Source organism: Arthrobacter sp. CAU 1506, from assembly GCF_005047635.1.
Classification (GTDB): Bacteria; Actinomycetota; Actinomycetes; order Actinomycetales; family Micrococcaceae; genus Crystallibacter.
Map to the genome: position 1 here is coordinate 150,301 of NZ_SUKC01000011.1, position 13,212 is coordinate 163,512.

The window sequence follows — 13,212 nt, forward strand, 5'->3', positions numbered from 1 at the left end:
TGGTTCGAACCGCGCATCGTCCCGCCTCCCGATGCGCACAACCCGGATAACGTTACTATCATACCGGTGGTCAGGCGACGCCGGTGAGTGCCGTGCGGACGGTTGAGCCGTGGCGTCCCTTCGTGACTTGAAGTTGAGCGCCGATCCGCTGCTTCATGTCCGCCACATGGCTGACCAGGCCGATCACCCGGCCGCCGTCGCGCAGCCCCTCCAAAGCATCCATGACCTGTTCGAGGGCCTGCTCATCCAGGCTGCCGAATCCCTCGTCGACGAAGAGCGTTTCGATGTCCACGCCGCCGGCTTCGGCTTGGACGACGTCGGCCAGTCCCAGGGCCAACGCGAGCGAGGCCATAAAAGACTCTCCGCCGGAAAGGGTCGCGGTGTCGCGCCGCTGTCCGGTCCATTCATCGCTGACGTGCAGGCCGAGTCCGGATTTTTTGTTCCCGGATTTCGAGTCGTCGTGGACCAGGGTGTACCGACCGTCAGTCATCGCGATCAAGCGTTCTGTAGCTGCAGCCGCGATCTGCTCCAACCGGGCGGCGAGGACGTAGGTGGTCAGCGTCATCTTTCGTTCGTTCTCGCCCAGTCCCCTCACCGTGTCCGCCACCGATTGCAGCAGTTCGTGCCGTGCGGCAATCGGCGCCAGACGGAGTTGTTCCTCGTCGAAACGCCGGCGGTAGGCGGCCAACTGTTGCTGAGACGCTGCCAGCACACCGTGCCGCACCTGGAGCTCCCGCACCGTGCGGTCCAAGGCCCCGGCTTGATCGCGTGCCGCTTCCATTTCCTCGGAATCCGGCAAGGTTTCTCCGTTTTCGAGGGCGGCGCGGGCGCGGACAACGGGTTCCGAGCTCTCCAGCACCGCCAGCCGCTGACCGGCCTCGATGTAGGCAGTGTGGCGCTGCTCCAGTGCCTGCAGCTGTGCCGGCGCCAGCAGCGAGACCCTGGCGTCATCTTCAGTGCTGAAGTTGGATCGGTCGATCGCGGAGGCCAGCTCGCCTTCGGCCTGGTCCAAGGCGTTGCTGCAATGGCGGTGCTGGGCGAGGAGCTTGCGGGCATCAGCCAGGAGCCGGTCCAGTTGGGACAGGGACGCCGCATGCTCGTGCAGGCTGCCCCCGTCGGGCAGCGCCTCGCGCAGCTTCCGTTCCAGCTCGTCCGTGCGTTCCCACCCCGCCTTGAGCTCGGAATCGGCGCTGGCCTTTGCCACAGCCAGGGCCGAGAGCTCGCGCGCGATCTGTTCGAGCTGCTGCGTCGTAGCGGCAAAACGTTCCTGCAGCGTGCGGCGACGGTCCCGCACAGCTATCGCATGGTCCAAGCTGGCCCGGGCGGTTGCCACGGCCGCGGCCGCTTCGGCTGCGTCGGTCGCCCCGCCTCGGGAAGCCAAGTTGGACAGCTCCTGTTCCAGATTGGCGCAGGCTTCGCGTGCCTCGGTGTACCGTGCCTCGGCAGCATCGTGCTGCTCCCGGGCTGCGGCTTCCTGCTCGCGGGTGATCAGCTGGCCGGAGGCGGCTACTGCTGGTTGCGGATGCTCGGTCCCGCCGCATACCGGACAAGGGTCTCCCTCGGCAAGGTTGGCCGCCAGCTCGGCTGCCGCCTGGTCCAAGCGCTGTTCCAGCAAGGTCAGCCAGGCTTCCTTGCGTTCGAGTTGCCGGGTGTGCGCGGCATCGCGGCTTGCGCGTGCAGCTTCCGCCTTGGCTAGACAGGCGGTGTGGTCGGCCACCGCATCCCGGATGTGCTGCGCCTGCTCCAGGCGCTCCGTGAGCAGCTCCACGTCCGGGGTCTCGGCGAGTGCAGCCAGTTCATCCTGCAGTCCGCGGCCCGTGGCGGCGAGTTGTTGGTGATCTGCGGTGGCCGCAGCCAGATCCTGCGCCAGCTGCGCCGCATGCTGTTCGAAACGTTGCACGTCGGAACGGGAGGTCTGCAACCGCTGCTCTTCGGGCAGCAAAGACCGGATTCGCCCAAGCTCGCTGCCAAGCCGGTCCGACGCCTCGTCGAGCAGCGTCTGTCCGGAGTGGTCGGGTTCCGGACGGCTGGGCACGAAAGCCGGATAGAGCGGATGCGTCTCGGCCGCGTCGATCCGGTCCAAGAAGTCCTTCGCCGCGCGTTCCATGGCCAGCGCGGCCTGGTCGCGATGACGGATGGGCGCGGCCAACAGTTCCGCCGACCGGTGCGCTGCCAGCGTTTCGGTCAACGCGGCGTGGCCGTCAGCGGCTTGGCGGTGCTCGACGGAAAGCTTTTCCAGTTCCGCCAGGGCCGCGTGATCGGCCACGGCCCGCTCGCGCCTGCCGATGGTTTCCAGCAACCGGCCCAGGTCTTCCTGTCCGCGGGTGGCAGCGCCTTCCACCGAGGCGGCGGCGGAGCCCACCGACGACTCGTAGGCAACAAGCAGGTCCCCGGCAGCCAGCGACTGGTCCGGCATGTCGTCGGCCGCCAGATGGCGCGCTGCTTCCTCCGTTGCCCGTTCCACGAGTTGATCAGCACCCGCCAACGCAGACTGATAAGCCGAACGCGCCTTCGCTGCCTCATCTGCCAGCGCCTGCTCCACCGCCTCGTAGCGGTCGGTGGCGAAGAGGCGCTGCAGCAGCGGCCGGCGCTCTTTGGCGTCGGCCCGCAGGAAGGCAGCGAAGTCCCCCTGCGGCAGCAGGACTACCTTGGTGAACTGTTCCAGACTCATGCCCAGCACCGACAGCAGTTCCGCGGCGGCCTCGTCGTTGCGGCCGCTTTTCTGGACCCACACGCCATGTACCTTCTCGCGCAACAGGGTGTGTGCCTGCTCCGTCACCGACCCGGACCGGGCCCGGCTCGACGGACGCTCCCATTGCGGGTTGCGGGTCACTTCGAAGCGGCGGCCGCGAGCGGAGAATTCGCAGACGACTTCGGGGGCGGTCCCCGGTTCGGCGTGGTCGCTGCGCAGCCGCTTGCCCTGCTGACGCGCTCCGGGTACGGACCCGTACAGCGCAAAACAGATGGCGTCCAGAATACTGGTCTTGCCGGCACCGGTCGGCCCGTTGAGCAGGAACAGTCCCTGCGAGCTGAGTTCGTCGAAGTCGATGGATTCCCGAGCCGCGAAGGGACCAAAGGCTTGTACTTCCAGCCGGTGAATCCTCATGCCGACACCTCCGCTGCCTGTACTGCCTTCAGCGCTTCCGCCAGCAGCGCCCGCTCGGCATCGTCGGCGGGCCGGGAACGTACATGCTCCAGGAAACCGCAGCAGACCTGCAGGTCGTCCTGCGCTTTCGCGATCCGCTGGCTGTAGCTCATGGTGTCCCGCCGGGATCCGGAGGCTGGTTCGAAGCTCAGCACCAAGGTGTCCGGAAAACGTTCGCGCAATTGCTCCATCGCCTTCAGCGGCCGTTCGTCGTCGGTCAGGGTGATCTGGCAGTACGCATCCTGCGCCCAGGCGTGGTCCGCGGATTCCAGCAGGTCCTGCAGGGTCCCCTTGAGCACGGCGAGCCTGCGCTGGGCGGGCCAGGAGACGTTTTCAACGGTGCTGAGCCCGCCCGCCGTGAACTCGAGAATGATGCCGCCCTTGTCATGCCCGGCCTCTGAGAAGGAGTAGGGCAGCGGCGAGCCGGAATAGCGCACGGTGTTGCTCAACGCCTGCCGTCCGTGCAGGTGTCCCAGCGCCACGTAATCAAAACCGTCGAACAAATCCAGCGGAACCGCCCCTACTCCCCCGATGCTCAGGTCCCGTTCGCTGTCCGAGCTGATGCCGCCACTGGCAAACGTGTGCGCCATGATCAACGAATGGACGGGACCACTGGCCTGCCGTTGTGCCAGATCGGCATGGATGCGGTCCAACGCCGACCGTGTCACCGCGGTATGGCTGGGGGCCGCCGCCCCGAGCTCCTCGGCACACATCCGTGGTTCGAGGTACGGGATGCCGTATACGGCCAAGGTGGCCCCGCCAAGGTCCAGCTCCACCGGATCTGCGAGCTGGTCCAGCCGAGTGCGGATATGCACACCGCCGTGGGCCAGGATGCCGGATCCAAAACCCAACCGGCTGGCCGAATCATGGTTGCCGCTGGTCATGATTACGGTGGCCCCGACGGCACGGATACGCGACAAAGCTTCGGAAAAGAGGTTGACCACATCCACGCCGGGCAACGCGCGGTCGTACACGTCGCCGGCGATCAGCACTGCATCGATGTCCTCGTCACGCACGGTTTCCAGGAGTTGGTCGATGAATCCGCGCTGCGCCTCCAGCATCCCGACGCCGTGGAATGAGCGGCCCAGGTGCCAGTCGGACGTGTGCAATAACCTCATGCTTCAAAGCTAGCCGCCGGCCAGGACAGTTTCGGACAAGCGCAACGGCACGCCCCGGAAATCGGGACGTGCCGTTGCGCTTGCAGCTTGAGGTCAGTCGGATTCCGGGCGGGGCCGGTTCGGCTTGCGGTCGAAGAAATCGCGGGCTTCGGCCGCGCCCTGGTCGTCCGCCGGCACCGGCGCGTCCGGCTGGTCCTGCACCGCGGTGTTGGGAACATCACCTCGGCTACCGCTCTCCCGGACGGCTGTCGCGCCCTCCACAGGTGCGGCTGCCGACGCCACCGGGGCACCGCCGTCGTCAGCGGCATTACGCGCCTTGGGAACCATCTCGGCGCTGCGGTACAGCAGCCCGGCGATCACGGCACCGAGCAGCGGAGCCACCCAGAACAGCCACAGTTCGCTCACCGCGCTGGGACCGGCGAAGTACACCGCGGCGGTGGAACGGGCGGGGTTCAGGCCGGCATTGGAGATGGGCAGCATTACCGCGGTGAGCACGGCGAAGGCCAGGCCAACGGCATAGGGGGCGCTGCGCAGCCGGTCGCGGGACGAGGTCGCGCCCAGGTAGACAGCCACCAGCAGGCCGGTCGCGATGGTTTCGGCCAGGAACACGCCGGCCATCGAGAAGCCCAGCTCATCACCGCTGGCATAGCCGTTGGCGATGGAAGCGAAGACGCTTTCCGACTGCGCGCCGGCCGGGTGGCTGCCGATGATGACCCACAGCACAACGGCGGCCAAAGACATGCCGACCAGCTGCGCCAAGACATAGGGCAGAACCGACTTCCAGGCCGTGCGGCCCGCGAGCGCACTGCCGAGCGTGATCGCCGGGTTGAACTGGCCGCCGGAGATGTAGCCGAAGGCGAGCATGCCGGCAATGACGGCGAAACCGAAACCGAAGGGAACGCCGAAAGAGCCCTGCGGATTGAACATGCCGATGCCGAGCGCACCGAAAAACAGCAAGAACGAACCTGCCACCTCGGCCCCGATGCGGGCTGAGTAGCTGCGTCCTTCGCCGAGCCGGGGTGGGGCGGCGGGGACGGCTGGTGCCGATGCCGCCGGGTGGGCTGCTGCCATGGATACTGTCCTCCTACCGGGCCGGCGGGACGCCGGCGATTGACTCAAAACTACTCCACTCTGTCACCGGGTTCTGGGAAAACCCTGAACACATCCCGAAAGCCCAGTCGGGCAAAATGTCGGTCCGCACGCCTAAGCTAATAATCGTGATCACCGATGCCCCGCTTCCCGGTTCCCGGTCCAACGACCCTTCGCATGCTGTTCCGGACTATCCCTCGCGGGTACGCGGCTGCCTGCTCGGCGGCGCGCTCGGCGACCAACTGGGGGCAGCCGTTGAATTGGACTCCTTCGACCTGATCGCCGGGCAGTTCGGCGCCGACGGCCTGCGCGACTTCTCCCAACTGCCGGATCCGGGGCATTTCACCAGTGACACGCAGTTGACGCTGTACACCCTCGACGGCTTGACCGAGGCCCTGGAGTGGGCAAACGCCGGCACTGCCGCGGACGAAGCCGCCTGCCTCTGGCTCGCCTACCTCCGCTGGTACGCCACACAGGAAGGCCGCTTTCCGGATGGCGCGCCGGCGCCGCAGCCGCGCTGGATCGACGGCCAGACCGTGCTGCACACGCGGCGCGCACCCGCCGAGGCGTGCCTGTCCGGGCTGGCCAGCGGTGAGATGGGCACCCGGGCCCGACCGGTTAACCGGGACGCCCACGACAGCAGCACCGTGACCCGCTCAGCTCCCTTCGGACTGCTGCCGTTCGTCGACGACCAGACCGTCCAGCGACTGGCCACCGACGGCTCTGCCCTCACCCACGGCCATCCGGCCGCACACCGCAGCGCGGCCACCTTGGCGACGTTCATCCGTCTGCTGGTACATGAACAGGCCACCCTGCCGGGCGCCGCCGTCGCCATGCTGGCCCGCACCGAGCACGATCCCGCGGCCGCCGAACTGGCCGGCCGCCTGCGCGCAGCCGTCGAACTCTCCGCCCAAGGCCCGGTGGCACCTGCCGACCTGACCGCGGCACTCGGCGACGGCCGGTCTGCTGAGGAAGCCCTGTCCATAGGCCTCTACGCGGTCCTGGCTACGGCGGACAGCACGACGCCGGAGCAGCACTTCCGCAGGGCCGTCGCCACGGCGATCAATCACGACGGCGACAGCAACGCGACCGGCAGCATTGCCGCAAGCCTCTTGGGCGCCCATTACGGCGAAGCTGCACTGCCCGGCGACTGGCTGGCCGCCCTGGAGGGAACAGACGCCATCCGCGGCATGGCCGACCGCTTCCTGGCGCAGACCCAAGGCTAGGCATGGCCCGCAACCCGGCCGCCCCGGGCCGCCAGGACGGAAAGACGATCGTCGTGACCGGCGCTAATGCCGGCTTGGGCTATTTCGCCAGTGAGCAACTGGCCGCGGCCGGGGCGACGGTGGTGATGGCCGCACGCAACGAGGCCCGCGGCCGCGCTGCTATGGAAGCAGTCCGGAATACGGTGCCTGGAGCAGACGTGAGGTTCCAGAAGCTGGACCTTGCCAGTCTGGACTCGGTCCGGCACGCCGCGGAGGAACTGGCCGGGCTTAAGCGGATCGATGCCCTGCTGGCCAATGCCGGAGTCATCGGTTCCCGGGAGCTGCAATTCACCGAGGATGGCTTCGAACTGCAGTTCGGCACCAACCATCTGGGCCACTTCGCTCTGATTGCCAGGCTGATGCCTGCCCTGACCCACAGCCGCGGCCGCGTGGTGCATGTGGGCAGCATCAGCCACCGCTGGGCACGCCCGGACTTCCGCCGGGCCGCTGTGCCGGCTAAGTACTCCAGCTACCGGTCCTACGCCCTGTCCAAGCTCGCGGTGATGAGTTTCGGTTTCGAACTGGCGCGCCTGCTGGATGCAGCAGGCTCGCCTGCCTCGTCCGTGGTGGCGCATCCGGGATATGGCCGGAAGTACTTCACGCCGGACAGGCCGGGGCTACGGCTCTCTCAACCGGCCACCCGGTGGCAGCGGCTGCTGTTCGGCCTGCTGGCACAGGGCAAGGACGCCGGAGCGTGGCCGCTGGTGCAGGCGACGGCCGGCGATGAGGTTCGTAACGGCGACTATTGGGGGCCCGACGGACGCTTCCAACTGACCGGGCGCCCCGCCGTCGTTGCGCCGCAGCGTCATGCGCTTGAGCGCAATGCTGCCTCCCGGCTGATCGACCTGTCCGAGGAGCTCACCGGGGTCCGTCTGCGGGTCTGACGGGCGGCTGCGGCCGGCTAGGTGCCAGTCAGGCGCTGTGCGCAGGCCAGCGGCCGCCGATCATCTGCAGGAACTCACCCTCGGACAGCACCTCGATCTGCTGGCCCTTGCCGTGCAACTGCAGCACCTTGTGGGCCTTGGCCGTGACCCGGCCGCTCTTGAGATCCGAGGCGACGAAACCGTCTCCGACCACCAGTACCGTGGTTTTGCGGGTCACGTTGCTGGCCGGTCGCGCACCCAGTTCGGCCGCGCGGTTCTTGGCCTCCTGGCGAGACAGGCCCAAATTACCGGTGAAAACCACGGTCTGGCCGTACAACGGATGGGAGTCGTCGGCGTCCTGGTTCGGCTCGGGGTTGCTGCCCTCGTCCGGCCAGTACGTCCAGGCAGAGGACGGAGCCACTCCCCCGGCGGAGGCCAGCGTTTGGCGTTCCAGTGCCGTCCGCGTTGGCTTCGAGACGGCGGCAGTTCCGTGGATATAGGCCTCAAGGCGTGTGGTGCGCAACTGCATCGCTGTGAGCAGGTCAGGAATGCTACCTGCCGAATTACGGCTGGCGATGTCGATCATGATCCCGGCGCACGCCCGAGCGTCCGCCACGGCGTCGTGGTGGTTCAGCAGCGGCACGCCGGCAGCTTCCGCCACGAACGGAAGCGAATAGGACACCAACGAGTAGCTGCGCCGCGACAGGATGACGGTGCAGGCGTAGTCGTAAGCCGGGCCGGAAAGTTCAGACACTTCCAAGGCCGACCGGATGACCCCCATGTCGAACGCAGCGTTGTGGGCCACCAGCACGTCGGAGCCGATGAAATCCGCCATGTCCGCGAACAGTTCCCCGAAGCGGGGCTTACCGGCAACCATGCCTGCGGAAATACCGTGGATCTGGACATTCCGCGGATCGAACTGGTCGAAGCCGTCCGGCGGGCGCATCAGCCATGAGGCTTCCTCGACGATCCGGCCGTCACGGACCTTACTCAAGCCGACGGAGCATGGCGAGCCCCTGAACCCGTTTGCCGTCTCGAAATCGATCGCCGTGAAGTCAATTGCCACGGATCCACACTAGGTGATGACCCGGACAGTTCCGGTCCACCAACACGCAGTACGGCGGCTCCCGCTTGCTATGCGGGAGCCGCCGTACTGCCGAAGTTTCGAACGTCGATCGGGGCCTGGATCAGGGGGTTGCGCGGCGCAACGTCAGGTAGGACCCGCCAGCAAGAACCGCGCAGAACAGCGCCACCCAGCCGGAGACACTCAGCGGTGTCTGGGCCACGAACCACTGCCCCACCACAGGCCACCATCCCTGCCAACTGGTCAAGCCCAGCAGCCCGATGAGGACCACGGCGATGGCGATCCATGTGACCAACATCCCGGTTGCCTGCCACCGCTTGTAGATGGTGGCGAACCAGAAACCGATCATGAACAGCGCCACCATGGCGATGAAGTAGAACAGGATCTGCACCACCGCGTGCTCAGTGGCGATCCAGTCCAGCGCATACAGCTGTCCGTTGAAGCCCCAGCCGTTGGTGGCCACTTCCACCAGGCCCAGCAGGTAGTAGAGCACACTGATGGCCAGCGCCACGGTGGCGAACAGTCCCACGGTGCCGATGTAGAAGGTCCTTCGACTGACGCTCATGGCCTGCGAGAACGGGAACGTGAGGGTCAGCGACTGGATGCCCAGCGCCATGAAGTACCACATCACCGCCTGCGAAGCCCCAGAGTAGAACGTCTCGCCGCTGGCCGGGATCATCGCCCAGATGGCGAGGGTTATCAGGAAGGCCGACACCATGATGATGGCGGGGATGCCCAGGAAGGTCCACTTGTTGATCAGCTGCATGCGCGCAACGTTGACGACGCGGTTCATTTCAGGACCTCCAGCTCGGAGTCGGTATCGAGGACAGCATCGGTTGCTGCCATGGTCTTGCGCACCACCAACTGCTGCAGCGACACCGGTGCCAGCTCCAGTCCTAGTTCGGCTGCCTCTGCACGCTCGGCATTCGTCATCCGGCCTTCGACGGTCCACGAAGCCAGCGAGCCCAAGGACTCACGATGCAGCACCTCGCGGCCGGCCGCGAACGACTGGACTGCAGAGGCGTTGCCCGCAACGGTGACGGCCGTGCCGCGGATGGCCTCGGCGTCGTCATCCAGGATGATCCGGCCGCGGTCGATCAGGACCACGTGCTCCAGCAGGTTCGCCACTTCATCGATCAAGTGCGAGGAGAGAATGATGGTCCGCGGGTGCGCGGCAAAGTCCTCGACCAGCCGGTCGTAGAAGATCTGCCGGGCCACGGCGTCAAGCCCCAGGTACGGCTCGTCAAAGAACGTGATCTCCGCGCGGGACGCCAGCCCAATGATCACCCCGACTGCGGAGAGTTGGCCGCGGGAGAGCTTCTTGATCCGGCGTTTGAGTGGCAGCTGGAATTCCTCAACCAGCTGGTCAGCGAAAGCCTGGTCCCAGTGCTTGAAAAACAAGGACGCGGACTTGAACGCCCGCTGCGCGCTGAAGTCCTCCGGATACCTCTGCGATTCACGGATGAAGCAGATCCGGGACAACACGCCGTCGTTTTCATAGGGGTGCTGACCGAAGACCAGTGCTTCGCCGCTGGTCTGGAAGCCTTGGCCGGTGAGCACCGACATCAAGGTGGTCTTGCCGGCGCCATTGCGGCCCAGCAGACCGTAGATCCGGTTACCTTCCAAGCGGAGGCTGACGTTGTCTAACGCCGTCGCATCGCGGTACGTCTTGGTCACCTGCCGCAGTTCTATGGCGGCGGGTGTGGTCGGGTTGTTCATCGGGACACGCTTCCCTCTGTCATGTCGCTGGTGGACTCGGTGCGGTGGAGCATTTCGGTCAGCTGTGCGGTGCTGATACCCAGTTTTCGTGCCTCCCGGGTCATCGGCTGGACGTACTCCCTGAAGAAGTCGTCGCGCCGTTGGGCCACTAACCGGGAACGGGCGCCGGCTGCTACAAACATGCCGATCCCCCTCTTCTTGTACAGAATCCCGTCATCCACCAGGCGGTTGACTCCTTTTGCCGCAGTGGCGGGATTGATCCGGTAGAAAGCGGCGAACTCATTGGTGGACGGCACCTGGCTTTCTTCGGCCAGCGCCCCGTCCACGATGTCGTTCTCGATGAGCTCCGCTATCTGCAGGAAGATCGGCCTTGAATCGTCGATCACAGCCGCTCCTTCCAGGTTCCCTCCACTGGTTATTCGGTGGAGGGGTTAGTTACTGATGTAACTAACCATACAACGTCGAAAGCGCTTGTCAAGCAGAAAGGATGAGTGGGCCTACAGATGGCGCGCGGCGTCGGCCCCAGCGTTCGGTAGCAGCATCAGCCGCGGCGTTCGGTGGCAGCGTCGGTCGCAGCGTCGCCGGGGCGATCGTCGGATGGACCGACGGGCCGCACCTGATCTGCCGACAGCACTAGCCATGGCCCGGGATGCGGGCCACCGGGCTGGGATGTTGGATGTTGGCGCGCTGCCGGCTGTGATCGGGCGTGAGACACCCGCTTGGTGATGTCGATGAGACGCATCCACCGCGGGTGCGGTCAGTCACGGCAGGCGGCAGTCGGCGGAGAACTGGGAGGAGGTGTTTGAACCTACGCTCAGCGCAGCGGCAACGGGTGAAAGCCGCTTAGAACGGGTGGAAGGTCACATCGGCTTCAGCCGCTGCAGCGGCAAGATCGCTTCGGGGCAGTCAAGAACCCCAGGAACAGACGAGTGTAGCGGCGGGTTACTAGCCCCTGCGGTTGCGGATCTTACGGATTCTGGTGGTTACCCAGTAGAGAACCGCAAGAACGACGACGACGATGACAACCTTCTGGAAGATGCCCGCGTACTGCTCCACGATGTGCCAGTTCTCCCCCAGGTAGAAACCAGCGAACACAAAGATGGAGTTCCAAATCAGGCTGCCCGCGCTGGTCAGCAAGAGGAACTTGGCCACAGGCATGCGTTCGATGCCAGCGGGGATAGAGATCAGGCTTCGGAAGATCGGAATCATCCGCCCGAAGAACACGGCCTTGTAGCCGTGCCGGCCGAACCAGGCCTCGACCTTGTCCACGTCCTCCAGATCGACCAGCGGAAGCTTTGCAACGATGGTGCGCATTCGCCTCCGGCCCAGCCATGCCCCCAGACCGTACAGCGCCCAAGCGCCGAAGACCGAGCCCAGCGTGGTCCAGAGCAGTGCCTCGATGAGGGTGAAACTTCCGCGACTCGCCGTGAAGCCGGCCAGCGGAAGCACCACTTCACTGGGCAGCGGCGGGAAAAGGTTTTCCAACGCGATGGCCAGTCCGGCGCCGGGGGCACCGATGGTCTCCATCAAGCCAACAGCCCAGTCAGCTACACCGGTGAGTGCACTGGAATCACCAGAAGCTTGTGCGGGAATGGCTGACAGGGAGGAAAAGGTCATCATGCTCATCGCCTACAAGTCTGCCTTACCGCGCCCCGTAGTCCGAACCGGGCTCGGCGCACCGAGTACTCAGAATCGGGCCGAGTCTGGAGGCAGTCCCCCTGTCAGCCACGATGGCTCAAGAAGGCTGGTGTCCGAATGTGAACTTGCACGGGGCACCAACCGCGAGTGTTGTCCCCACGCCGCTCTTTGCGGTCAGGCCGCAGGGCGGATCAGTTTGTCCCGCGGGATGCGGACGACCGCCCAGCCACCCTTGGCACCGATATCTGGGCGGCCAGCGCCGGCGGCACCCGTCTGCCGCAGGGCCGCCTCCACCAAGAGCAGCGGCGCGGTAGCGGTTCGCTGGCCCTGCCGCATTGCCGCTGCCTCTTGCACACCCGCTGCCTCTGCGGCCGACCCGCCCGGCGGCGTGCCGGGCAGCGGCGGTGCGGTGCTGGTGTAGGTATGGCCGGTCGGGGCGGTCGTTTTCACCTTGTGTGTTGGCCCGTCGATGGGTGTGGTGGTCCAGCCGTCGGCTTCCTTGGCCTGGTTGCAGCGTTCACAAAGTCCGTGCCCGTTGGCGAGGGTGGTGGGCCCGCCCTCGGCCCACGCGACGATATGGTCGATGTGCCGGATCGGCGCGTCGCACCAAGGACTGGCACAGACCGCGTCCCGGGCCATCACCATCCGCCGGATCCCGTCCGGGAACTTCCGGGCCTTCGAGTCCATGCCCAGCAACTGCCCGGTCCCCGGCGCGGTATAGAGGCGCCGGATCCAGACGTCCTCCACCCCGCCGACCTTCAGGTTCCGCAACCGCTCCCGTCGGGCCGTTTCGCGGGCGGTCTGCCAACCCGGCTCGGTCCCGGCCGGCGGAGCCTGCTGCCGCGCTCCAGCAGCGGACGGGTCCTGATGCCCGACGCGGCTTCCCGGCGGCTCCTTTCGCTCGGCTCCCGCACCAAACGACGTCTGCTGCCTGATGCCGTCACCCGGCGGGCCGGCCATGCGTTCGCCGGGCTGGCTTTGGCCTGCTTGTGGTCGGCCGGTTTCGGTTTCGGTTGGTTGGGGTTGCGGGTTTTGGGGCAGGCGGATCAGGTCGCGGGCGTACTGGGCCGGGACGATGCCGTAGCCGGTCAGCCAGGCCGGTTCGCGCTCGCCCTTCAGCAAGGCCCGGTCGGTCATCACCAGTTGCACTTCCAGCCGGGCCGGGTCTGCGGTGCTGCGGCCGGTGACGCGTTCAAACACGGTATCGGCCATCACCTGCCCCCGCGACCGCCGGTCCCCGGCGTTCGCCAACCGGTCCGCTTCCTGTTTCAGCGCGGCCATCACCGCGACG

Annotated in this window: 11 protein-coding genes; 2 read left to right on the forward strand and 9 right to left on the reverse strand. The window is 66.4% G+C overall.

Translation table 11 applies throughout. From position 1 onward, the window contains the following. Nucleotides 1-70 precede the first annotated feature (70 nt). From E4J89_RS13680 to E4J89_RS13690, 3 genes are all read right to left on the reverse strand, one after another. Entirely contained in the window at nt 71-3,106 is a 3,036-nt protein-coding gene (locus E4J89_RS13680) for an SMC family ATPase (RefSeq protein ID WP_136786696.1), read from the reverse strand. Further along, nucleotides 3,103-4,263, reverse strand: coding sequence for an exonuclease SbcCD subunit D (locus E4J89_RS13685; RefSeq protein WP_136786697.1), 1,161 nt, complete (start codon nt 4,261-4,263; stop codon nt 3,103-3,105). The genes E4J89_RS13680 and E4J89_RS13685 overlap by 4 nt, the downstream gene beginning before the upstream one ends. A 93-nt stretch (nt 4,264-4,356) precedes the next feature. Next, on the reverse strand, nt 4,357-5,334 hold the full coding sequence (locus E4J89_RS13690; protein ID WP_136786698.1) for an aquaporin: 978 nt from the start codon (nt 5,332-5,334) through the stop codon (nt 4,357-4,359). Nucleotides 5,335-5,483: 149 nt separating this feature from the next. On the opposite strand from E4J89_RS13690, the gene E4J89_RS13695 reads away from it, so the two are divergent. After that, nucleotides 5,484-6,578, forward strand: a complete 1,095-nt coding sequence (locus tag E4J89_RS13695) for an ADP-ribosylglycohydrolase family protein (protein WP_240691897.1) — start codon at nt 5,484-5,486, stop codon at nt 6,576-6,578. Between the two features lie 2 nt (nt 6,579-6,580). Continuing rightward, complete coding sequence (locus E4J89_RS13700; protein ID WP_136786700.1) at nt 6,581-7,501, forward strand: SDR family NAD(P)-dependent oxidoreductase; 921 nt, start codon at nt 6,581-6,583, stop codon at nt 7,499-7,501. A 28-nt stretch (nt 7,502-7,529) separates the two neighbouring features. Here the strand turns inward: E4J89_RS13700 and E4J89_RS13705 are convergent, their stop codons facing one another. The 6 genes from E4J89_RS13705 to E4J89_RS13730 form a co-directional block, all read right to left on the reverse strand. After that, nucleotides 7,530-8,546: an exonuclease domain-containing protein gene (locus E4J89_RS13705; RefSeq protein WP_136786701.1), complete on the reverse strand. Its 1,017-nt coding sequence runs from the start codon at nt 8,544-8,546 to the stop codon at nt 7,530-7,532. 121 nt (nt 8,547-8,667) lie between these two features. Beyond that, nucleotides 8,668-9,357: a hypothetical protein gene (locus tag E4J89_RS13710; protein WP_136786702.1), complete on the reverse strand. Its 690-nt coding sequence runs from the start codon at nt 9,355-9,357 to the stop codon at nt 8,668-8,670. Next, the gene (locus tag E4J89_RS13715) at nt 9,354-10,283 is read right to left on the reverse strand and encodes an ABC transporter ATP-binding protein (RefSeq protein WP_136786703.1); all 930 of its coding nucleotides are present in this window, start codon (nt 10,281-10,283) and stop codon (nt 9,354-9,356) included. The genes E4J89_RS13710 and E4J89_RS13715 overlap by 4 nt, the downstream gene beginning before the upstream one ends. Further along, nucleotides 10,280-10,669, reverse strand: a complete 390-nt coding sequence (locus tag E4J89_RS13720; RefSeq protein WP_136786704.1) for a GntR family transcriptional regulator — start codon at nt 10,667-10,669, stop codon at nt 10,280-10,282. Before E4J89_RS13720 ends, E4J89_RS13715 begins: the two co-directional genes overlap by 4 nt. 559 nt (nt 10,670-11,228) lie before the next feature. Next, nucleotides 11,229-11,900: a DedA family protein gene (locus E4J89_RS13725; RefSeq protein ID WP_205754500.1), complete on the reverse strand. Its 672-nt coding sequence runs from the start codon at nt 11,898-11,900 to the stop codon at nt 11,229-11,231. 195 nt (nt 11,901-12,095) lie between these two features. Beyond that, nucleotides 12,096-13,212: HNH endonuclease signature motif containing protein (locus tag E4J89_RS13730; RefSeq protein WP_240691891.1), on the reverse strand; the 1,117-nt coding region annotated here is incomplete at its 5' end.